This is a genomic window from Limnothrix redekei LRLZ20PSL1 (genome assembly GCF_043235035.1).
Classification (GTDB): domain Bacteria; phylum Cyanobacteriota; class Cyanobacteriia; order CACIAM-69d; family CACIAM-69d; genus CACIAM-69d.
Genome location: NZ_JAZAQF010000069.1, coordinates 185,083 through 207,138, shown reverse-complemented (window position 1 = coordinate 207,138; position 22,056 = coordinate 185,083). Strand labels below are relative to the sequence as shown.

Below are 22,056 nucleotides of genomic sequence, written 5' to 3'. Positions count from 1 at the left end.
CGACAGTTTAGCGCTTGTAAACCCCAAATGTGTGCCATGGAAGCCCTGACGAAACCAGACACATTTTATCGAACCCTAGCGAGCGGGCGCGAATTACAACGATGGTGCGGTTAAAGTTTCAATAACTTTAAAATCCCCCAGCACCACTTGCGCCATGAAGGTTTCCCCAGGGTCTGCAATGAAATCAATTTGTAGACTTGTGTGGACTTCTGGGGTGAACTGTTCCACAGTTTGTCCCAAATGATCCAAAAGCGTGAGTTGCAATTCGTTGGGTAAAGGCGTTTCCACATCCAAATTTTGCAGCCGAATGGTGATGTCCCACAGCAGGAGACTCTCAGGCAAGTTCTCAGGCCTGATTTCTTCTTCCTCGGTGGGTTCATGGTGGCCAATGGCCACAGTCAGAAGAATTGACTTTTCCAAATTCTCGATTTCCAGGATTTTCGCCCCTGTGATTTTCGGCTGTTTTCGGTAACTGACCCCAAAAGAATCTGGCTCTAGGATGTCTTGTAATAAACTGCTCAGGTTCTGCCAACCATGCTCGAATTGATTTTCGAGCCAAGGCATCAGGGAAACAGCCGGTTTGGCCCCCGTTGGTTGGACTTCTGGATAGAGTTCCGAATCAGGCTCTGGGTTCGTTCTAGGATTGATTTCTGAATTGATTTCTGAATTGATTTTTAGATTGATCTCTGGATTAATCTTGGAGTCAATTTCTGAGCCGACTACTGCATTGCTGGTTGAAACATTCTGTTGACTAGTGTCAGATTTTACAGCGCGGGTTTCTGCAACCTTTGCATCCCACCATTCTAAGAAATCATCTAAAGATTGGAGTTCTGATAGCCAAATTTGTTCTTGATCGAACAAGGCCGATGTGGGTATAAAACCAATTAAAGTGGCTTCGGGGCGATCGACTGTCTGCAAATTCAAGCCAATAGCAAAGTAGCCTACTCGATCGGCTTGGGATTCCGGTGCAATTTCCAGAGAATCAGCCCCTGGAAAAACCGGCCGGCATTCTACTCGACCGACTTCCTCGATCGCCAAATCCGCCACATCATCAAATCCTCTAATTACAGAATCCCAGCTCTCGCAATTCTGATGGGAATGGGGAATTTGCAACCAATGCAACCAATCACTGAGGGCTAGGATCGCCAACGTGTTGTGATAGATCACATCACGCTGGTCTGGATGCGTTGCGGCCTTGGCAAATTGTTCGGCGGTGGCTCGGTGTTTGGCACGCAAGGGAATTGTAATTGTTTCGTGAAACTGGTTGGCTTCTGTAGGTTGAGGATTGGGTGAAGTGGGGTCAAGAGTCATGATCTATTTGTCCGTCATTGGAGGATTAACCAACTCAATTTTGATTGAAATTTAAGTTTGTTTCAGGTTGATTTTAAGTGATCTTTAATGGCTAATTCTGATTGACAATACCAATTTTGAAAAACCAAAGACTAGGGATGGTAGTCCCCGATTTGAGTTGATCAATATTTGGTCAATCGCCAATTAGAAGAAGCAATTGAAAGAGGCAACTAAAAATCTAAAGCCACCTGAATCGAGAATACTGTCTCCTCTTAGAGGGTTTTTGCTAAAGGGTGGGTTTGACACTGGGAGAGTGACAAGAATGATAAAAATGAAGAGAGTGGGTGTATTAGGAGATGAATGTCTAGATTTAATGAGCCAATTCACGAGGAGATTTTTCTTGAAAAACTAAGTTCAAGGAAACTTCTGCGTAAATTAGGCTATTCATCGGGCGGTTGGAGCGACTGCTTAAAGCGCCGAACCGACTCGAAGAATTGATCTTTATGGCGAGTGTAGATGGAGCTGAGTGTATTGGCATTGACGGATAGCTCAATTGCCAATTTCCGCATACTCTTTCCTTGGTTTTTAGCATCAATCAGTTGTTCAAAGCGGATTGATTCGAAAACCACTTTTTGCAGCAATCCATCGGGGTCTTGGGCTTTGTAAAGTCGCCAAACTTCCGATGAATCCAGCTCTTCTTGGGCCATGAGTGCTGACCAAGGGTTCATATCGGCGGGTAACTCGCCCTGCTCATCCAGGTTTTCCAGATCTATACCGACTGCAAAGGGTGTGCGCACGCCGGTTAAATCTCGAACAGCATCCTTAAACAAATACTGAAGTTTGTCGTTGAGCCAGGCCATAACTTCGCCTCGACCGGGATTGTACTGTTTCTTTTGAATGGCTGTGGGTAGCCAATCCATCAGAAGAAAAACTGCTTCATCATAAAAAGCTCCATATTGTGGGTGGTCTGAACGAACATTTTGAGTTTTGAGAGAACGCCGAAGTCGATTCGATTCACAAACAAGTTTCACCACCTGTTCGATCGCTTTTTTGAACTCTAGACTTTGGGGCGGTAGACTTTGGGCCCGCAGCACCAAGGCTTGGAGGGTTTGATTTAATTGGCGATCGCGATCGGGATCGGGGGATCCTGGCGGTGGAGGCTGAAAGGTGAATCGCACCACAGACGAAGACCTGATAGACATCGATGTTGAGGCCGGCAATCATCTTTCTATCGCAGCGGTCGCCAAAATTTGTGCAAAGCGTTGGTGCAAAGCGTTGGAATAAGTTGCGTTTAGTTTACGGCCGGGGAAGCTGGCGGGGCGATCGGGGACGGTGCAGTACTGAGCAAATCCTTGGCGGTGATGCCTTGGCCTTCGGGGCCGAAGTACCAGAGAGCGGCGGCGGCTTCCCCTTGGGTGATCGGTTTTTTGGGTTGCAGAAGGGTGGTGAACCCAAAGACCCGGCGAATGTTGGAGAGTTCGCCGTTCTCGCGATCGGCCGCGATCGCCCGGAGGGTCTGGGCATCTACCTTGGTTGCGTCCAAAAATCCCCAAGCCTTTTGCACGGTTTCCACGGTGGCCGGCGGCAAGGGACGACGCAAGTCGAGGGGCACTTTCCACAGCACCATGGTTTCTCGCGTGAGGGGCCCATCGGGGCTGAAGGTGGGGCTGTTGTTGCCGGTTAAGCGACTGGGAATAATGCCCGCTTCGGCCAAGCCTTGGATGGCGGCGAAGTCTGGATCCGTGGTGGGCACATCGGTGAAGAGGGGCTGGCTGGTGGCATTGGCCGATCGCACCTGCCAGGCCGGGCGGTTTTGGAACAGTTGGTTATTGGCGCTCACGAGCCAGCGGGCAAATTGCCGCCGGGTCACGATTTGGTTCGGATCCTGGAGACCCTGAAGGCTGTCGAGTTTGCGCCAATCTTGCCAATAGGGTTGCAATTCCTGAGAGAGGCTGGCGATCGGGCTGGGTTGAGCTGTGGGGCTGGGGCTGGGGGCGATCGGGCTGGCGATTGGGCCAGGACTCGGAGCGGTCAAGCTCGGACTCGGGCTGGGTTGAACGGCGGGGCTGGGACTCGCTTGCAAGGCCGGGTCGGGCGCAAGGGATTGCTCCAAGGCGCGGCTGGCTGCACCATCGTCGGCACAGCCGCCCAAACCCAAGGGCACTAGGCCGCACAGCAACCCCACCATGCCCGCCATGCCGAATCTCGACTTGGCCGATCCTGACATCCTCAATCTCGACATACTCGATTTCGACATACCCGATCTCGATTTGGCTGATCTCGATTTGGCTGATCTCAACGCAATCTCTACGCTATGCCAAATCTTCGAGCGTGTGGCATTGGGCCCGATCGCGCAGCAAATGATCGCAAACCACCAACGCCACCATCGCCTCCACCATCGGCACGGCCCGGGGCAACACACAGGGATCGTGGCGACCCTTGCCCGCCAGCACCTTGGCTTCCCCGGTTTGATCGACGGTGTTTTGGGCCTTGCGGATCGTGGCCGTGGGCTTGAAGGCAATCCGGATCACGACCGGCTCGCCATTGCTGATACCGCCCTGCACGCCGCCCGATCGGTTCGTCGTCGTTCGCAGTTTGCCCGCTTCGTCCGTGTAAAACTCATCGTTGTGTTCGCTGCCCTTCAGCAATGTGCCCGCAAAGCCCGATCCCACCTCAAACCCTTTGGTGGCGGGCAGGGACATCACCGCCTTGGCCAGGTCGGCTTCCAGGCGATCGAACACGGGCGACCCCAGGCCCATCGGCAAATTCCGCACAACGCATTCCACCACGCCACCAACGGAATCCCCCTCATCGCGAATCGACTCAATCAGGGCGATCGCCCGTTCCGCAAAGTCCCCATCGGGCGATCGCAGAATGTTGCTTTCCACCTGCTCCGTGGTCACGGTCAGCGGGTCGATCGCCGCTTCGAGATCCTTAATCCGCTTCACGTAGCCGACGATTTCGATGTTGCCAAACTCCCGCAGGATCTTCTTGGCGATCGCCCCGGCGGCGACGCGCCCGATCGTTTCCCGCGCGGACGATCGGCCACCCCCTTGCCAATTGCGAAACCCATATTTCGCGTCGTAGGTCGCGTCAGCGTGGGACGGGCGATAGGTCTTGGCCATCTCGTCGTAGTCTTGGGGCCGGGTGTCCTTGTTGCGCACCAAAATCGCGATCGGGGTGCCCAGGGTCTTGCCCTCAAACACGCCCGAAAGGATTTCGCACTGGTCGGTTTCCTTGCGGGGTGTGGTGATTTTGCTTTGGCCGGGCCGGCGGCGATCAAGTTCCACCTGAATTTCTTCGGCCGTTAGGGGCAACCGGGGCGGGCAACCATCGATCACAACGCCAACCCCACCACCGTGAGATTCGCCAAAGGTGGTGATCCGAAACAGATGTCCAAACGTGTTGCCCATGGTGACTTTGTGTGGTGCGGCGGTGCGATCGGCCTGTGGAGTGGCGCTGATTAGTCGAATTTGTATCCTATCACTCGCCTCCGCGTTCCCAGGCTGTGGGCCGGAGAGGATGTCTGAAAAGCCACAACTAGCTGGTGAGCCTCATCGATCGGCGCAGACAAGAAACCCCATCGATCGGCACAGACAAGGGGCTTAGGGCCTGTCGTCATTTCCATCGCCGTAGGGGTTGGGTCTCCCAACCCTAACCCGGGCGATCGCCACAACCCTGTCCACCCCTGGGAATACCCAAGGATCACGGGAACTGGGCGGGGAAACCCCGCCCCTACGACTGATTGGTTTAAAGAACGAGGTCATCAGGGTTTCAGGAAATTTGACGACAGGCCCTAAGCCCCTTGCCCCCCCACGACGACTACCATTACTGGAATGAATCGAGTTGCCCAAAACCCTGTTCCTGAAGCCAGCGATCGATATCTGCCAAAACCCGATCGGGAATTTCCCAAGGAAACAGGTGTGCCACGCCGTCATAACAGTGCCACTGACTGTGGGGTAAGCCGGTGGCGGTTTCCAGGCTGGCGATTGGGGTGATGTGGCGATCGCCCGCTCCGGCCATCACTAGTGCGGGGCAGCGAATTTTGACCAAATCCGCCCGGCGATCGTATCCAGCCTGAAGCGCCTGACGCAGCGATCGGGTGGCCGCCCCTGAGGTTTTCAACACATCCCACACCGCCGATTCAGCCAAGTAGCGATAGGTTTCAGGGGTGTGGCGTTGAATCAGGTAGCGCAGAAGCGATCGCTCGCCAAATTGCCGAATATTCCAAGCCCAACCGGGCCATACCCCATTCAACAGAGCTGCAATCAGGGTGTAGGCCAAGTCCCATTGTCGGCTGGGCATGGGGGCGCTGCGGGGGCGGGCCGCCGTGGCGATCAGAATTAGCCCTTGCACTCGATCGGGATGTCGCAGGGCCAACTCCAGGGCCAAAATTCCCCCCAAAGACCAACCCAAGACAAGGGCTTGGTCAATTTGGAGTCGATCGAGCAGGGCGACCAAATCCGCAATGTGGGCTTCCATGGCAAAGTCACCCCCCGATCGACTGCGGCCATATCCTCGCAAATCCGGCGCGATCGTCCAGAATCGATCGGCCCAATGGCGCGTAAACACTCGCATACTGCGCCCAGAGCCGGGGTGACCATGCAAACACAACAGCGGCAGCCCCCGGCCGCGGGTTTCCACATGGAGCGCTTGCGGGATGGTTTGAGGAATTGCTGGGGCCTGTTCAGAAGCAGCCAACGGTTGATCAACCTCATTACCATAGGAACATCGATATTATGATTCGTAGTTCGATGGCCGAGTTAGATCGTCTAGTTCGGTTGAGGCCGTCGAGTGAGATTGCTGAAGTTTTGGATCGCCGAGTTCATCGCCCGATCGCAGGCGGCCCCGCCTGTTCAATAAACAACGGCCAAGACCAGATATGACCCACCTATGACTAACGCTGATCGATCGCCCTTAGCCAATCCTGATGCACGCGGTTCCGACTCCCGCTTCATCGATGTGCCCACCCGCGATAATTATGATCGGGATGCGGTGCAGGAAATTTTGCAACTCGCGATCGCCCGTCGCCAAGATATTGAGCAATATTCCCGCAGTCAGCTTCTGGAATTGGCCGATGAAATTGGGATCGATCGCACTGATTTGTATGCAGCCGAACAGCGTTGGTTAGCTCAAAATGGGGATCGATCGCAACGCCAACAATTCGTAGCTGCCCAACGGCAGCGCCTCAAGTTAAACCTGGGTAAATTTGGCATCGTCAACGGTTTTTTATTACTGATTGACTTGGTTTCCTCGGGTCATTTAGGCTGGTCGCTCACCTTGGGTTTGGGGTGGGGAATGTTCATCGCTCTGGATGCTTGGAAGTCTTTGCAACCGGATACGGAAGACTTTGAAAAACGATTCCAAAAATGGCAACTTCAGCAAAAAACCGTGGATGACTGGGATTAAAGCAACTCCCAACTTTGGCTGAATTCTGGCTGAATCTCGGATCAATCGGAGCTACTGAACCCAAGTCTTAACTAGGCTGTGACTACCTGAATTGGCCCCTCGATCGCGCTGTTGAAAAACTGGCGCACATAGAGATTATCAGTGGTGTCAATTTCCTGAATCTTCCCTTGCCAACGAATGCGCCCATCATACAAAAACACCACCCGATCGGCTGTGCGGCGAATGGTGCTGTCCTGGTGGGTCACGACCACATAGGTTGAGCAAAAATTGACCTTTTGGCTCAGTTCCCGCATCAGGTCTTCCACAATTGTGGAGGCGATCGGGTCAAGGCCAGCCGTTGGCTCGTCATAGAGCAACACTTCAGGAATGGGTGTGCCATCGGGAGCAGGATTTTCAATGATGGCGCGGGCAAAACTGACCCGTTTTTTCATGCCGCCCGACAACTCCGCCGGGTAGCGATCGGCAATGGCCGGCAATCCCACCCGCTCCAGGGCGCGATCAACCAATTTTTGAATTTCGCGCGGGGGCAACTGACCCGCCTCCAGCAAGGAAAACCCCACATTTTCGCCCACCGTCAGGGAATCAAATAGGGCGGCTTGCTGAAACACCAACTTGATTTCTACTCCCTCCGGTTCGTGGCTGTCGCCCAGCAGGCCTTGGCGGGGTTCTCCTAACAAATAAACCTCGCCTTCGTCGGGCTCCAGCAGGCCGCTAATCACCCGTAAGATGGTTGATTTTCCCGTGCCGGAGGGGCCAATAATCGCGATCGCCTCATTGGGATAAATGGCGAAATCTACTCGATCGAGAATTTTGCGATCGCCCAGCGTTTTGCTGACCCCGCGCAGTTCCACCAAGGGGCGACCAAGGGGCAGCGGGTTCGCCGATCCGCCACAAACCAGGGATTGAGACATGGCTGGAATGATTGGATGATTGCTTGCTGTTACTGCTTGCTGTTATTGCTTGCTGTTTTGGATCCGATCACGGCAAATTTGACGGCCGATGGGTTGAGATCGATGGGTTGCGACCAATGGGTTGCGATCGATGGGTTGAACTGGTCTCGCCGCACGAACCAGACCGACTGACCAGCAGCCAGCATTCCCAGCCATGCCAGCCCACCGAGCGGGCTACTCATCCCGGGATCCAATCCGCAACGCGCTATCCTCATGGAAATTACGACGGTTGGAAACGGTTGACTCCGTTGCTCGCCATTTTAGCCCGCCCGTTTGCGGATCCAGGCTGGGGCGATCGGGATTCAGGATCAGCGGATTAATCACCGGCTCAATCACCGGCTCAATCAACGCCAACAACGGGGATCCATGGGTGTTAGGGCATGTCGTCAAATCGTCTGAAACCTTGATTCCGCCGTTGGCAGATCGTGGGGGACAAGATGCTCAAGCTCCTTGTTACAACGACTGGGACATGGAAAATCAATCGTTTCCGCCTGATCCTAGGAAATGACGACAGGCCCTAAGCCTACGTCCTTAAAAGACGTTCTTGAATACGTGCTTGAAGGAGACGGTAGCCATTGGCCAGAACCCGATCCCCCACCAATGGTTTAATTCCCCTGCATCCCGGTAACTGCCGCCGTTGCCGCCGTTGTGGCCCCAGTGCTTGTTGTTGATTCTGCTTGCCTTGGCTTCGTTTGTCCGTTTTTCCCCACCTTTCCCTTGAAGAATCGACTGTCCTACTCAACCGTTCACTGGCTCAGCAACCTACCGCGAGCCATTTTGCAGCGCCGCGCTCCCAAACGGGTTAACCAATGGGTGAAGTGGCTTGCGCCGGGTTTGTTGGTCAAGCGCTGGCTGCTGACCAGTGCGAGCGGGGCGGTGTTGGTGTGGTTTGGGGCGGCCATTTGGACAAAGCAAACCCCGGTGTTTTACACCACTCAGTTTTTGCAAGAGTTTGTGGGGCGCTTGGCCACCCTAATTCCCAATAATGTTTCTGGACCGCTGGTGTTGGCGGGGGGGTTGGGGCTGGTGTTGTGGGGACAAACGCGCACCCTGGGAACGATCGCGGAAGTGCTGATGCCCGACGGGGATGAGGAGTTGATCGATCGCCTCTTGACCCATCGACGGCTGAATCGGGGGCCGCGCATTGTGGCGATCGGGGGTGGCACGGGTCTTTCAACCCTGTTGCGAGGCCTCAAGCAATACAGCGCCAACATCACGGCCATTGTGACGGTGGCGGATGATGGCGGATCTTCAGGACGGCTGCGGCGCGATTTTGGGGTGCTGCCACCGGGGGATATTCGCAATTGCTTGGCGGCCCTGTCAGCGGAAGAGCGGCTGATGACGGCTTTGTTTCAATATCGCTTCACCACCGGCAGCGGGTTGGCGGGCCACAGCTTTGGCAACTTGTTTTTGACGGCCATGAGCGACATTACGGGAGACTTGGAACAGGCGATCGATGCCAGTTCCCAAGTCCTGGCGGTGCAGGGGCGGGTGTTGCCGGCCACGCTGGAGGATATGGTGCTCTGGGCCGAGCTAACCGATGGCCGTTACGTGGAGGGCGAGTCGAATATCAGCGAGGCCCATGGGCAAATTGCTCGCATTGGTTGCACGCCGTCTAATCCTCGGGCCGTGCCTCGGGCGATCGAGGCGATCGAGTCGGCGGACTACATCATCATTGGCCCCGGCAGTCTGTACACCAGCGTGATCCCCAATCTGCTGGTTCCGGAAATTACTGAGGCGATCGCCCGTTGTCCGGCTCCTCGGATCTATGTGTGCAACGTGATGAGCCAACCGGGAGAAACGGAGGGCTACACCGTTTCGGATCACATCCGGGCGATCGACCAGGCCTGTGATCACAAATTGTTTGATGCGGTGTTGGTGCAAAAAAATCCCCCATCCCCCAAAACCCTCGATCGCTATGCCCGCGAACATAGCCACCCCATTCAGCTCGATCGGGAAGCGGTGGCGCGTCTGGGTCGCCGGATCGTGATTGCCAACGTCATTGACGAAGATCCCCACACGGGACTAATTCGCCACCACTCGGGCAAGTTAGCCCGCGTGCTGCTTCGTTGGTTCGATCGCGCTGCTGCCCACAATCTCGAGAATTCTTAACAGAGAATTCATGTACTTTACGGAGTTAAAAAGTGCCAAAGCATTGGGGAACTCGAGTTCTTGAGTTCCCCAATGCTTTAATTACAGTCATTTCAGGCCTAACGAATAGGTTTAGCGATATCACCTACTTTGGGCTGATAGTTAGAATTCGGTGCTAATACACCAACACTAGAAACTTCATCAACCTCGGTTAGCTCCAGCATGGCGGCGGGTTGCGTTACTCGCCGAATTACTGCGCCTGTTTGGGGATCTTTCACTTCGCGCACCAGTCGCTCAATAGAAATTCGCATCCCTCGACGATACCCATGACTTGATCCACGATTTAAAATCACTGAGCGTCCAAATACATCAGAAACAATTGACTCAACCGAGGGAACAGGGGGCGGCAAAGCAGCAAGTTGATTGTAAACACCATCCATCCCTTTGATGATGTTATCAATTGCATCATTAGTTGCTTTAGAGACCAGTGCCTGAGCATTGCTTGTATCGTTGGCTGATGCAAAAAGCCCATCAATACTGAAGCCGCTTCCCTCCTCTTCTGTTTTTCCTGATCCCTCAGATGTAGCTAGTGTTTCACCCGTTTCAATGCTGATCAAGCGAGCATTGAGTTGTACTTCAACACTGACTTTTTTCTTTCGCGATCCAATTCCTAGAATATTGAAACCACTCTCACGCACTGAAACATCAAACTTGGTGATTGTACCCACAATAATGCCATCAAGCCCTAGGGTTCCTCCTAGCTTCGTGAGTAAGGCAGGATCAAAACTGGCACTCGATGAGCCTGTATTTTGAGACTGTAAGGATCGCTCTAGGATGCTGCGTTCTACCACAGAGTAGCGACCGTCCCGAATGAGGCGATCGGCCAGCATATCACTGACACCTCGGGCAATGTTTGTTGTGTCTGTTGTGCTGAGTGTTCCACCCGAAAAAGAGGAAAAACCTCCACTGGAACTACCAAAGGAAAAATCAAGAACAGCAACTTTTAACTTCCTGAGGTTAGGGTCTCGTAAAACTTCTACGCTTCCATCTGGCGCGGCTTGAGAAACTGTGATCTCTAGATCGATATTTGGTGATGGATGCTGCGCCTGAGCCATGCCTGGCATCAGAATTGTGCAAACAGTCAAGGGCAGAGCCAAGAGTGAATAGGCCTTGAATTTCATTACGGAGTTATCTGCACTAAAGAGTAATGGAAGGGATCAATGCAGCTAGAAAACAAATGTGGTTCTCAGCACGCCAATCACTTGATCAGAGTTGTTGGCATCTTGGTTGGGAGCAGTTAGCCAAATTAGACCTGGAGTAATTGAAATATTGTCAGTTACTTGAGCTTTATAAAAAAGCTCGAAATGTAGCGGCAGATCCTGAGAAAATTCATCGTTTAAGTCATCAAGATCGGTCAGATAAGGCTCAAACCCGACAACAAAACCGCCGAAGTTGCCCTCTTTAAAGAGATCAGGAAACCCGAGCAGAAGCGCCCCTGACCACAGCTCACCCGTTTTGTCATCTTGAATTAGGTCAGCACTGGTGTAGCTCAACCAACCATTCAGTTGAAACTTGGGTGAAGCTTTCCATGCCCATGACAACCCTAGCGAATCACTACTAATCGCATTAGTTGCGCCTAATCGATTGGCCAATGCTGTGCCGGTGAAGGGCAAATTTTGGGCATCAATGCTGCCTCCGCCATTGTCAAAACCAAACCGTCCAGTTGTGAAATAGGCGTGGTTATAGGTCAAGGCAAGATTGAATTGCTCGCTGGGTCGCCAAGTGACTTGGGCAAGGGCACTGTAGTCGCCATTAAAGAGACCTTGGCCATCCTCAGGACTGGATGCACTGGCTGCTAAGTAACCTAAACTCAGCTCCCAAAATCGGCTGGGTGTAAAACTCAGACCGATGCCTGCACCACCGCCCAGTCGATAAATGGGGTTGCGTTGTGCAAAGGCACTCAGTGACCCGTTGCCGCCGTCATAATCTTCAAAGTAGGGATTTACGGTGGGAACTAGGTCATCCCAAACGCCTGCATTAGCTGATAAAACGACACGCACTTGATCGCCCAGCGGGAAGCGATATTGCAATGTGTCGAGAACAACCCGATTGCCAGTGTCGCCAAAGACTTGAGCGGCTTGTACACCTTCGCTTGTGGAGGTTGCGAAGTCGGTATCTTGGTTTTGGCGAGTGAGATTAAAGGGCGTGGCGTTGCCGACTTGTAGGCGAGTCAGCAACAGATCTTTGCCTGTGAAGCTAGTGTTAAAGTTCAGTCGAACTCGTTGCTGAAAGACTGTTTGATTATCCAGATCCTCATCATCTGACAAGTTACTGGCCACAGACATAATGGCTTCGCCGGTCAGTTTTGTGGTGGTTGAAAACTGATTAGCTTCGAGTTCACTGGCACGAGCTTCGAGGGTGTTAACCCGCGATCGCAGGGTGGCCAGTTCAGTTGCAAATTCTTCTTGGAGTTTTTGCAATTTTGCAAGATCAGACTTTTGGGCTAAGTCATCAGTTGCTGTTGAAATTAGCTCGCGCATTCGATCCAAGCAAGCATTTAAACCAGCCGCAAATTCATAGCGGCTCAAGGGACGGTTTCCTTTGAAAGTTCCATCGGGGTAGCCTGCAATGCAACCATAGCGTTCAACTAATGATTGCAGTGCCTGGAATGCCCAATCGGTGGGTTGTACATCTGACAACTGAGAAACAGATGTAACCTGCTCCATTGGAGATAGTTCTGCGGAAAATGCTGGACTTGGGGCACAAATGGTGGTCAGGCTCAGGAGTCCTAATGCTGTGAACAGCGATGGTTTCATGGGATTAAATGCTTTTGAGGAAGGAGTTGCAAAACTTAGGCCAGATCCACAGGGCTGAAGTCAAGGGCTAGATTTGAATAAAGGAAATATCCTTAAGCTCAAAGGCATCTTGCAAAATTGCTAGGTATTGCCCTCCCACTTTAATGGCGGTTTTTCCACCGACTCCGAGAAAACCTTGATCAAACCGCTCAAGTGTGATGCTATCAACTGTTAGTCCTCCTGACAGCCCAATCTGATCACGCCCTCCAAGCCCAAGAACTCCATTCCCGAAGTCAGTGATGATATCAGCCTGATTGCGATCCGTATTGCCATCATTCTGACTAAGAATAAATACATCACTACCAAATCCACCTTCCATGGTGTCCTGGCCCAACCCGCCGATTAAGGTATCATCACCGTTTTCACCTCTTAGGAAATCATTTCCTTGTCCTCCATCTAGATAATCTGAGGAGGAATCAGCTCCTGCCTGAATAGTGTCATTTCCAGCATTTCCAAAGAGAGAATCAGAACCATCATTTCCCTCAATATCGTCATCACCATCTCCGCCGAGAACCGTATCATTTCCCCTGGCACCAAAAATCTTGTCTTGATCCGCTCCCCCAAAAATTAAATCGTCACCTTGTTCACCATTGATGGTGTCGTTGCCTTCAGCACCATAAATTGTGTCATTGTCACCACCACCCCAAACTGCATCATTGCCAGCAAGAGCTCGAATTTCGTCGTTACCTGCTGATGTCAAAATGTCATCATTGAAATTCGTGTCAATCCGGTCGTCTTTGGACGTACCATAGATCAGTTCGTCTTGGTTCCCTTCGTCCTTGTTACCTCGCCCGAACACTAGGTTCACGCGATCAGGAATAGTAAAATTGCCCTCCCGGATAACTAATGTAGCGTCATGTCTGGGCTTTTCCCCTGAAAGCGGTAAGAGCGTCGGTCTCTGAGTATCTGATTGAAAGTCACCGAAGACAGTTTTTAGCTCTACGTCATCCGCCAACGAGGAAAGTCCATCAAGACCTCCAGAGACATCAATGAGGCGATTAAAGTCTCGGACAACTTTCGTGTGCTCTTCACCCGCATCAGCCTGTATTCCGCCGTAGTCTATCTGGATTGATTCTTTGGCTGATGCAGCAAAGACTTGATTACCGGCAAGGCTTTTACTACCTACAAAACCGCGTGAAAAGTTGGCGACTGCAGAGAACGACTCTGGACGTTGATCACCTGAAATTCTGCCATCTAGGTCATATTTTCCATTCAGCTCGGATGGAGGATCTAAAGCAAAAAATGCCTTTACTCCATTTTGATTACCGGGAATAAGTTGTTTTCCGTCCTGGAAAAAACCATCTCGATAAATTCGACCCATTTCACTAGCTACTAGCGAGCCAAGACTATGACCTGCTAGGTACAAATTGTTCTTGGCTACTTCCGAACCAATACCAAATGTACTGGCCAAGGCCTTGACAGCATATTCAGCAACAGGTGTGATCCATGTTCCAGCCTTAAGCTGTGCACCAAATGCAACGGCGGGAATTGGATTCAATGCACCTATACCTTCTCGATAGCGATCATTGTTAGAAGCTTCGCGCCAATCAAGAAAAAGAACCCGATCATTGGGATATTTATCAGCCCATGCCCTGGCGACATTATCTAGATAGCCATCTTCCTGGCCATCTTTGAACCGTGTATCTGAGTCATCATTTAATCCATGAATGACAACGCGGGTGTTTTGGAGCTTATCAGGTGGAGGATTACTAAAAACCTTGAATCCAACTCGACGATTGTTTGGATCAACTCCTGGGTTTAAATTACCTTCAGTACTACCCCCACTGATAAATTCAACAGCTTGCAATTGCTTGATATAGGACGGAGCTAATGCAAGTCGGGGATCTTGAATGATGTTGACCTTGATGTCGCCATAGCCCAAAGCACGAAGAATCAAAGAATCATCACTGCCCAACCCATCAGACTGCAACCGCACAACGAACTTCTTGGTTTCTCCAGCCTGTACACCCGTGAACTTCGCAGGCAAAATTTCCTTGACTCGCTTTGCCTCATCACTGATCGCAAAAATGTTAATTTCACGCCCAACATTGCCCAGACCTTCAGTAATGGCATTGGTCAAGTTCGAGCTGTCACGCTCTAGTTGCACAACACTGCCAAAACCAAAACCATCCCCATCGCTGTCATCCACCAAGTCACGGTACGTGGCTAATTCATCCTCCGTAACCGCAAAGATGGGCAAAAGGTCAGCTTCAATCAGGGCATTTTTGACCTGTTGAACGGATGGATAGTCTTCCCCAGTACCTTGGGGACTGCCACTAGATACTCCATCCCCATTGTTGGGTGGCGCTCCTAAAAAATCTCCTGCCTGGTGGTAGGGAGCATCCGTTGACACCACCACCACACGTCGAGCACCGGAGCGGAAGCCTGTTGTTCCTGATTGTCGAGCTAGTAGCAGAAGTGCTTCTAGCTGGGACTCAGGGCCATCACCTCCAAATCGAGTAGTCAGCCCTTGGACAGTTTGCTGGAAGCGCTTTCCATCAAGGCTCTGGGGTTGCTCCAGGCGGTAGACATAGTCTCCATCTGCGGCATTGCCAAAGGGACGAACCGGCTTGTCTACAAAGGAGCCTAAGCCAAAGGTTGTATCGGGACGAAGAGACTGTAGTTGCGTAACTAAGTTCTCAGCTAGACCAGCACGTCCCGATGCGGGATCACCTTGCAAGACATCGATATCGTCCTCAAAAGACCCCGAGAGATCCTGCAATAAGAAAACATCTAGGGGCAAACTGACTGTTTGCGCCGCGCGGGGTTCGCGACTGAGCGGCCGGACGCTAGTGACGGGTTCACCCCCTTCTGCTGGGACAGTGACCGTCACCTCCAGCAGAACTTCACCACCCGGTGGCAAAAAGACATCAACAGAATCGATTGGGAGCGGACTGCCAGCCACGCTAGGGCGGCTCTCGATGATGGCCGCCCCATCGTTGTCTAGAACTTTGAGGGTTGCAGTGGCCTGTGGCCCAATTCCTGCACCATTTTTAGGGTTTTGCAGAGTTAAAGTGAGCGACTCCACATCTTCGATGACTGCATCGTCAACCAATGGAATCGTTATAGTCTTTTCAACTTCGCCAGGCAAAAACTGAACTGAAATTGGTTCTTTTAAATAATCAGAGCCAGCAACTGCCGTACCATCCCTTAACGCAATAGTTGCTGACGGACTACCGGTCAACGGGCCACGACGCAGCACTTTGACGGCGGCCACCAGTAACCCATTCTCTGTCTGGCTATACTCAGTGGCCCCAAACTCCAAAATGCCATTGTCACCCTGTCCGGGAGCTAAACCAAAGATTTCACGAAGTTCTTGATCGTTACTTTGGCTCGCCATAGTACTGCTCACTATATTTTGAGTTTAGTTGCTTCTAAACAATTTTTTAGGTAAAATTTAAGGCAGCTTATAAAAAAGCTTTAAATAAATTACCTAAACGATCACGAGGGTATCAAGCACAAAAATGAATTGTCAAGATAATTGGTCAGGAGTTTTTGAGAAAACTCATCTGGGCATCCTGCTGGGTTCAAATTCTTATCGGCCCCGACCACAGTTTTTTGTGCAACGGGCAGAAAAAATTGGGCTACACCGTTTCGGATCACATCCGGGCGATCGACCAGGCCTGTGGTCACAAATTGTTCGGCGTTGGTGCAAAAAAATCCCCCATCCCCCAAAACCCTCGATCGCTACGCCCGCGAACATAGCCACCCCATTCAGCTCGATCGGGAAGCGGTGGCGCGTCTGGGTCGCCGGATCGTGATTGCCAACGTCATTGACGAAGATCCCCACACGGGCCTAATTCGCCACCACTCGGGCAAGTTAGCCCGCGTGCTGCTCCGTTGGTTCGATCGCGCTGCTGCCCACAATCTCGAAAATTCCTAGGGTCTGTCGTCAAATCACCTGAAACCCTGATTCCACCGTTGGCAGATCGTGGGGGACAAGATGCTCAAGCCCCTTGTTACAACGACTGGGACATGGAAAATCAATCGTTTCCGCCTGATCCTGGGAAATGACGACAGGCCCCAGGGCCAATTGCGCCGTTGCCCTAGGGCCAAGATCGCGGATGGGCTGGATCGGGTTGAGCGGCGCGAAGGAGTCGATCGCTTGAAACGGTTCGATCAGCTCCATCGCACCTCAGAATTCATCCCTTTCAACCCACTGCGCTTGCTGACTAGGGACTGAGTGTTGTTGGGGTGGTTCCGTGATGTTGAATCATGAATCTCAGTAATTTCACGCAGAATCGATGCTGTACTATTGAGATCTTAAATCAATAATATTTTGTCTTTGTCCGGCCTTAGATTGATCGAGAATTCGCTAGAATGACGATCAAAACTGATTCATCGCCGCTTAATTATCTTTTCATAAATCAAACTGAGAATCATTATCTTTTTGATGGATGCTAAGGAATTTGGCTCCTGGCTGGCGACCTTGAGCGGGCAGTGATTTTGAGGAATTGCTGCCAGCTTTTGATGGTTCAGAGCTGGGGATGAATTCAGTTTGCAATGGACTCAGATTTTTCGTGTGAGGTTTGCATATGTCTCGGTTCCATCGGCGATCGCACTTAACCCCGATCGCTGCCCTGGCCCTATTGGCGGCGGCTCCCGCTGCACCGGCCTTGGCCCAATCCGTTAATTCGGCTAGCCCTGACTTGGCCAATCCCGACGCGATCGGGGCCGTGGCCGACACCAGCGAGCTGATCAACGACCTCAACCAATACGGTCAAGAGGGACGTAACCGCCGCGCCAACAGCGCCGAGCAGGTCACCTCCGTATCGCAACTGTCGGACGTGCAACCCACCGACTGGGCCTTCCAAGCCCTGCAATCGCTGGTTGAGCGCTACGGTTGCATCGCCGGTTATCCCGACGGCACCTACAAGGGCAACCGGGCCATGACCCGCTACGAGTTCGCGGCTGGTTTGAATGCTTGCCTCGATCGAATCCAAGAATTACTCGTGACCAACGTGGCCGACTACGCCACCAAGGCCGATCTAGAAGTCCTGAAGAAATTGCAGGACATGTTCAAGACCGAGCTGGCCGCGCTGCGCGGTCGCGTAGACACCCTGGAAGGTCGGATTTCTTATCTGGAGAAAACCCAATTCTCCACCACCACCAAGTTGACCGGGAACGCCATTCTTGGTTTGCAAGGGGGAACCCTCACAGGCGACGACGACGACAGCAACGCCGAAAACGTCACCTTCAGTAATCGGGTGCGATTGGTGTTCAACACCAGCTTCACGGGCCAAGACACCCTGACCACCCGTTTGGAAACCAACAATGTTCAGAATCCGCTGAACGATGTGACGGGCTTGGGTTCCCTGAGCTACGGTGACGGCGACAGCAACCAAGTCAGCCTGACCTATTTGGGCTATCGCTTCCCGATCGGGGAAAAAGTGGAAGCCCTTGTGGGAACCACTGGGTTGGATTTGGATGACATCCACGACACCCACAACCCCTTCCTCTATGGCGATGGTTCCGGGGCCCTGTCGCGATTTGGCGATCGGCCGCCCGTGTTGCGTCAACCGGCCGATGCCGGGGTGGGCTTTGTTTGGAGTCCCAGTGATCAATGGTCGATCGGGGCCGCCTACATGGCCGGCAACGCCGCCAGCCCCAGTGATGGCAGCGGTCTCTTCGGCGGTAGCTACAGCGCCAGCGCCAGCTTGAACTACAAGAGCAGTGACAGCCGCTTCAGCGCCGGCCTGTTCTTTGCCCACAGCTACTACTCCAACGACGATTACCAATACGCCGACGAAGACTTGGGCCTGTTGGGTCGCACCGGCACGCGCCGCACCATCAACCCCTTTGGCGACCATTCCACGATCAGCAACAGTGTTGGCCTGCAAGCTAACTATCTGTTCTCGCCCAAGGTGGGCTTAAACGGTTGGGTTGGTTACACCAAGGCGGAAGATGCCCAAAGCGACGACAGCATCGACGTGCTGAACTGGGCTGTGGGTTTGGTCTTCCCCGACTTGGGCAAAGAAGGCAACCTGGGATCCTTGTTGGTGGGTCAGCCGCCGACGGTGATCAGTGCGGATGGCGTGGAAGAGGATGATGAAACGCCGATCCACGTGGAAGCACTCTACCGCTGGGCCGTGAACGATTTCATTTCGATCACTCCGGGGGTGATTGCGGTGTTCAATGCGGACACGGGCAACGACAACAACACGGCCGTCTTGGGCGTGGTGCGCACCGAGTTCAGTTTCTAGGTTCCTGGTGCTCCTGACCCAAGTTCAGGGTTTGAACGATCAATTGGGGCGAATGGTTCGATCGTTAACTAGAACACAAACCGGATGATAACCCGAATTACGGGGGAGAAGCGATTGAGGTGATTGGTGTTGTGGAAACTGCTGAAATCGGCTGAAGCCGGATCAATGGCGGTTGCTCAATATCCCGTGGCTCGATCGACTCATGACCCGTGATGTTGTTCAAATTTCCAATCATTCATGGAATCATCGTTGCCCAATTCTTGAATGATTTTTTCGTTCTTTTATCCTCACCTTTTGACGAACTGTGATCGCCCGATCGCAGTTTTTTTGTTGAAGAACTCAGTCGTAGTAACAAGGGGCTTAAGCCCCTTGCTGCCTAACGATCTGGTAACAGCAACAGTCATCTAATTTGACCTATCAAAATAAGCTTGATGCACTAGTAGGGTGGGCATTGCCCACCTCATAATTGCTTTATGGCATCTGTAATATGACGTACCAATCGTTCTAGGTAAAGGCTGTAATTACAAATAATAATTATGACTAAGGGATTAATCATTCCAACGACTAATCGCTACGATCGCCCGTTCTGGTAGAAGCTAGCCAGCTTGTTCGCGAGGGCCATTTTTTGGCTGGTGCAGTCCGTTTCGCGCATTCGGCGGCGCAGCAGCTCCGTGGCGCTATACATCAGGGCTTGAGCTTGGTCTGCATTACCCAGGGCCCGATACGTGTCGATCGCCCCTTGGGCCGCTTCTAGATACCAATCTGGATGGCGATCGGGTGCGAGGAAATTGAGGGCTTGCTCAAAACAGAGTCGCGCCTCTTGCAAGTAGGGAAAGGCATCGGAGTGGCGCTGGCCTTCATCCACATGGGCCCGGCCCTTGTGATAGTGCAAAATGCCGCAACCGAGAGCATAGTCTGGGGCTTGGCGATCGAGGGAGTCGATGCCCTGATTCCAGTTTTTGAGGGCGGCCGCGTAGCCGTGGAGCCGCCAAAGGACACAACCCCGATTAGCCCAGGATTTCCAGTGACTGTTTTGGGTAAGGGCCAGGGCGCGATCGAACGCAGTCACTGCCTCGCCTAACTGCCCCAGGCTATCCAACGTGAGGCCACAGTTATTCCACACATCGGGATTATTCGGATCGCTGGCCAAAGACTGGTGAAAGGCTTCCAGGGCTTCCTGGTGGGCCTGTTGGCTATCGAGGGCAATGCCTAGGTTATTCCAAGCTTCGGCATATTGAGGATCCAGGTCGATCGCCCGTTGATAGGCCTCGCGGGCTTCCTGGGTGCGGCCCAAATCTTCGAGCAAGTTGCCACGATAGTTCCAGGCTTCCTTGCAATGGGGATCGATCGAAAGGGTGCGCTCAAAGGACTCCAGAGCTTGGGCCCGTTGACCGAGCTTTTTCTGAAGCAGTCCCCGCGCAAACCAAGCCGCACTGGCGGTGGGTTGTAACTCCAAAGCCCGCTCATAGGCGGCGGCAGCCTCGCTCCAGCGGCCTAGGGTTTGTAGCAACCGCCCACAATCAAGCCAGGCGTTGACAACATTGGGATCAATAGCCAGGATGTGGCGATAGGCGGCGAGGGCTTCCTCGTGGCGCTCCATGGCAGCGAGGGCGTGGCCATAGTTCCCCCAAAGATCCAGTTGGTGCGGGATTTGTTGCAGGAGTCCCTCCAGTTCCGGGAGAGCTTCGGCATAGGCCTTGGCTCCCACCAGAGCGATCGCCCGGCCGTGGCGAGCAACGGTTAAGTCAGATTGGATGTCGAGGGCCCGTTCAAAGGCTTCGATCGCTCCAGGATAATTGCTGGCTTCGAGCTGCTGAAGCCCCAGATCCAACCACTGCTGTAACAACCAGTCCGCAGAATGCTCGGGCATGACGGTTACTTCGCTAACCATCTCTTCTGGCGGCACCGGGGGCAACCAATCTGCTCCCCCAATTGCCCCGGGCGCAAGATGTGGCGGCCCAAATAGGGTCACCCCGGGCGACGACGCACCATTAAACGGATCGGAAAAGGATAGGGGTTCCACAGGCTGATCGACGGGCTAACGCGCGATAGGGATCCAAAAGACGGAATTCAGCGAGGTTAGGCGATCGAGCGGTTTCGGGTGACAAGGGGCGATCGGGGATCGTTAGGGTCAGTCAAGCACGCTCATGTTGACATCAGGAATACCAAGCTCAACCCATTCCGTCAATTCCCTAACCGACAAATTGACCCAACTGTCAGCAGTTCCTGGGATTTAGCGAGCATTTTGGGCAGTAGGGTCTGTTTTGATCGACTTTGATCGACGGTTGGAGCTTTTTTGTGTTGTTGGGGCCGTTTTCAGGTTCTATCGGCGGCGACGGGGGCGATCGCGGCGATCGTCCTCAAAGTTCTCGAAATCGTTGTTCTCAAAGTCATCTTCAAGATCATCAAACCGCCCACGCTCCTCGGAGGCATCACGCCGATCATAACGGGCCAGGGCCCGATCGCGCGGATCCGGGCGGCGGGCTAAGCCGGTCTCCTGGCTCGGGGCCGGACGGCTGGGCCGACGCGATCGACGATTCGGCGGTGGGTCGCTCAGCTCCCGGCTCACCTCCTCAAAGGCTTCCCGCTGCAACAGGGGATAGTCGCTGATCCAAACCCGGCGATCAGGAAGATAAAAATCAGCCACCTGGGCCACTCGGCTCAAATCGGGGCGATCGGACAAAATCAGGGTTTGGGCCCGCATTCCCGGCTTAATACCCTTGTGCTCACGACGCAGCGGAGCCTGAAAAAGGGTTTCAAATCCTGTCTCATCGCCCACTTCCAAGTTGAGGCAACGCTCCCGGTTTTCCACAATCACCAACTCGCCCTGGCGGTTCACCGTTTCCTCTTGACCCACCAGCTCTTCGGTCACGTAAACATCCAGAATTTCACCTTCCCAAAAACCGCAATAGCCGAATTTGCGCACCTTGCCATTGCGGAGGCTGGCCCAATAGATGGGGGCCCAAAACCAATAGAGCGCTGCCGCAAAGCCCAGCACAAACCAAATGGGGCCCGTCGCATCGCCCGTGGCCAGGCTGCCCAACCAGGTCACTACCATGCCCACCACGGAAATGGCCAGGCGGCGAATGAAGTCCGCCGGTCGCCCCCAGTAGAACTGGTATTGCGGATAGGTGGCGATCGAGGGAATCAGGCGATCGAAAGCGTCACGGGTCAGCGGAACCAGCATAGGTTGTTCGGAGGCGGTTCTGAGGAAGTGTCTGAGGAAGTTATTGAAGCGAGTGGGCAAGGTTCAGCCAT

General features: G+C 53.1%; 16 protein-coding genes and 1 pseudogene. 4 read left to right on the top strand and 13 right to left on the bottom strand.

From position 1 onward, the window contains the following. Positions 1-93 precede the first annotated feature (93 nt). From VPK24_RS12015 to VPK24_RS11995, 5 genes are all read right to left on the bottom strand, one after another. Positions 94-1,311 carry a DUF1822 family protein gene (locus VPK24_RS12015; RefSeq protein WP_393013640.1) on the bottom strand — a complete coding sequence of 406 codons (1,218 nt, stop codon included), beginning with the start codon at positions 1,309-1,311 and terminating at the stop codon, positions 94-96. Positions 1,312-1,730: 419 nt separating this feature from the next. Continuing rightward, positions 1,731-2,387: a hypothetical protein gene (locus VPK24_RS12010; protein WP_393013639.1), complete on the bottom strand. Its 657-nt coding sequence runs from the start codon at positions 2,385-2,387 to the stop codon at positions 1,731-1,733. A 194-nt stretch (positions 2,388-2,581) separates the two neighbouring features. Continuing rightward, positions 2,582-3,517: an S-layer homology domain-containing protein gene (locus VPK24_RS12005; protein ID WP_393013637.1), complete on the bottom strand. Its 936-nt coding sequence runs from the start codon at positions 3,515-3,517 to the stop codon at positions 2,582-2,584. 85 nt (positions 3,518-3,602) lie between these two features. Beyond that, complete coding sequence (gene aroC, locus VPK24_RS12000; protein WP_393013635.1) at positions 3,603-4,703, bottom strand: chorismate synthase; 1,101 nt, start codon at positions 4,701-4,703, stop codon at positions 3,603-3,605. Positions 4,704-5,118: 415 nt separating this feature from the next. After that, positions 5,119-5,991 carry an alpha/beta fold hydrolase gene (locus VPK24_RS11995; RefSeq protein WP_393013633.1) on the bottom strand — a complete coding sequence of 291 codons (873 nt, stop codon included), beginning with the start codon at positions 5,989-5,991 and terminating at the stop codon, positions 5,119-5,121. Positions 5,992-6,183: 192 nt separating this feature from the next. Between VPK24_RS11995 and VPK24_RS11990 the strand changes: the two genes are divergently transcribed. Next, positions 6,184-6,699, top strand: coding sequence for a 2TM domain-containing protein (locus VPK24_RS11990; RefSeq protein ID WP_099535604.1), 516 nt, complete (start codon positions 6,184-6,186; stop codon positions 6,697-6,699). A 71-nt stretch (positions 6,700-6,770) separates the two neighbouring features. Here VPK24_RS11990 and VPK24_RS11985 read toward each other — a convergent pair whose 3' ends face one another. The 3 genes from VPK24_RS11985 to VPK24_RS11975 are packed head-to-tail and all read right to left on the bottom strand — an operon-like array spanning position 6,771 to position 8,039. Continuing rightward, positions 6,771-7,610 (bottom strand): ABC transporter ATP-binding protein, encoded by an 840-nt coding sequence (locus tag VPK24_RS11985; RefSeq protein ID WP_393013630.1) that lies wholly within the window; start codon positions 7,608-7,610, stop codon positions 6,771-6,773. Positions 7,611-7,639: 29 nt separating this feature from the next. After that, positions 7,640-7,831, bottom strand: coding sequence for a hypothetical protein (locus VPK24_RS11980; RefSeq protein ID WP_393013627.1), 192 nt, complete (start codon positions 7,829-7,831; stop codon positions 7,640-7,642). After that, positions 7,824-8,039 (bottom strand): hypothetical protein, encoded by a 216-nt coding sequence (locus VPK24_RS11975; RefSeq protein WP_393013625.1) that lies wholly within the window; start codon positions 8,037-8,039, stop codon positions 7,824-7,826. The genes VPK24_RS11980 and VPK24_RS11975 overlap by 8 nt, the downstream gene beginning before the upstream one ends. 384 nt (positions 8,040-8,423) lie before the next feature. Here VPK24_RS11975 and VPK24_RS11970 point away from each other — a divergent pair, with 384 nt between their 5' ends. Beyond that, complete coding sequence (locus tag VPK24_RS11970) at positions 8,424-9,761, top strand: gluconeogenesis factor YvcK family protein (protein ID WP_393013688.1); 1,338 nt, start codon at positions 8,424-8,426, stop codon at positions 9,759-9,761. A 98-nt stretch (positions 9,762-9,859) separates the two neighbouring features. On the opposite strand, the gene VPK24_RS11965 is transcribed toward VPK24_RS11970, so the two are convergent. From VPK24_RS11965 to VPK24_RS11955, 3 genes are all read right to left on the bottom strand, one after another. After that, positions 9,860-10,921: a CsgG/HfaB family protein gene (locus tag VPK24_RS11965; RefSeq protein ID WP_393013622.1), complete on the bottom strand. Its 1,062-nt coding sequence runs from the start codon at positions 10,919-10,921 to the stop codon at positions 9,860-9,862. A 45-nt stretch (positions 10,922-10,966) separates the two neighbouring features. After that, on the bottom strand, positions 10,967-12,556 hold the full coding sequence (locus VPK24_RS11960) for an iron uptake porin (RefSeq protein WP_393013619.1): 1,590 nt from the start codon (positions 12,554-12,556) through the stop codon (positions 10,967-10,969). Positions 12,557-12,623: 67 nt separating this feature from the next. Then, a complete protein-coding gene (locus VPK24_RS11955; RefSeq protein ID WP_393013616.1) occupies positions 12,624-15,935 on the bottom strand; it encodes a Calx-beta domain-containing protein in 3,312 nt (1,103 codons plus the stop codon). A gap of 242 nt (positions 15,936-16,177) precedes the next feature. On the opposite strand from VPK24_RS11955, the pseudogene VPK24_RS11950 reads away from it, so the two are divergent. Together VPK24_RS11950 and VPK24_RS11945 are read left to right on the top strand one after the other, a co-directional pair. Further along, positions 16,178-16,478, top strand: a pseudogene (locus VPK24_RS11950) (2-phospho-L-lactate transferase CofD family protein); the annotation flags it as partial. 652 nt (positions 16,479-17,130) lie between these two features. Then, the gene (locus tag VPK24_RS11945) at positions 17,131-18,798 is read left to right on the top strand and encodes an iron uptake porin (protein ID WP_393013613.1); all 1,668 of its coding nucleotides are present in this window, start codon (positions 17,131-17,133) and stop codon (positions 18,796-18,798) included. Between the two features lie 571 nt (positions 18,799-19,369). Here VPK24_RS11945 and VPK24_RS11940 read toward each other — a convergent pair. Next, positions 19,370-20,821, bottom strand: a complete 1,452-nt coding sequence (locus VPK24_RS11940; RefSeq protein WP_393013610.1) for a tetratricopeptide repeat protein — start codon at positions 20,819-20,821, stop codon at positions 19,370-19,372. Between the two features lie 300 nt (positions 20,822-21,121). Continuing rightward, a complete protein-coding gene (locus VPK24_RS11935; RefSeq protein WP_393013607.1) occupies positions 21,122-21,985 on the bottom strand; it encodes a phosphate ABC transporter permease in 864 nt (287 codons plus the stop codon). Positions 21,986-22,056: the final 71 nt, after the last annotated feature.

Excerpts from the sequence above, each read along its gene's own strand:
- VPK24_RS11935 (WP_393013607.1), bottom strand. The coding sequence starts at position 21,985 with ATGCTGGTTCCGCTGACCCGTGACGCTTTCGATCGCCTGATTCCCTCG.
- VPK24_RS11990 (WP_099535604.1), top strand. The coding sequence starts at position 6,184 with ATGACTAACGCTGATCGATCGCCCTTAGCCAATCCTGATGCACGCGGT.
- VPK24_RS11985 (WP_393013630.1), bottom strand. The coding sequence starts at position 7,610 with ATGTCTCAATCCCTGGTTTGTGGCGGATCGGCGAACCCGCTGCCCCTT.
- VPK24_RS11945 (WP_393013613.1), top strand. The coding sequence starts at position 17,131 with ATGTCTCGGTTCCATCGGCGATCGCACTTAACCCCGATCGCTGCCCTG.
- VPK24_RS11980 (WP_393013627.1), bottom strand. The coding sequence starts at position 7,831 with ATGAGTAGCCCGCTCGGTGGGCTGGCATGGCTGGGAATGCTGGCTGCT.
- VPK24_RS11955 (WP_393013616.1), bottom strand. The coding sequence starts at position 15,935 with ATGGCGAGCCAAAGTAACGATCAAGAACTTCGTGAAATCTTTGGTTTA.
- VPK24_RS12005 (WP_393013637.1), bottom strand. The coding sequence starts at position 3,517 with ATGTCAGGATCGGCCAAGTCGAGATTCGGCATGGCGGGCATGGTGGGG.
- aroC (WP_393013635.1), bottom strand. The coding sequence starts at position 4,703 with ATGGGCAACACGTTTGGACATCTGTTTCGGATCACCACCTTTGGCGAA.
- VPK24_RS11960 (WP_393013619.1), bottom strand. The coding sequence starts at position 12,556 with ATGAAACCATCGCTGTTCACAGCATTAGGACTCCTGAGCCTGACCACC.
- VPK24_RS11965 (WP_393013622.1), bottom strand. The coding sequence starts at position 10,921 with ATGAAATTCAAGGCCTATTCACTCTTGGCTCTGCCCTTGACTGTTTGC.
- VPK24_RS12015 (WP_393013640.1), bottom strand. The coding sequence starts at position 1,311 with ATGACTCTTGACCCCACTTCACCCAATCCTCAACCTACAGAAGCCAAC.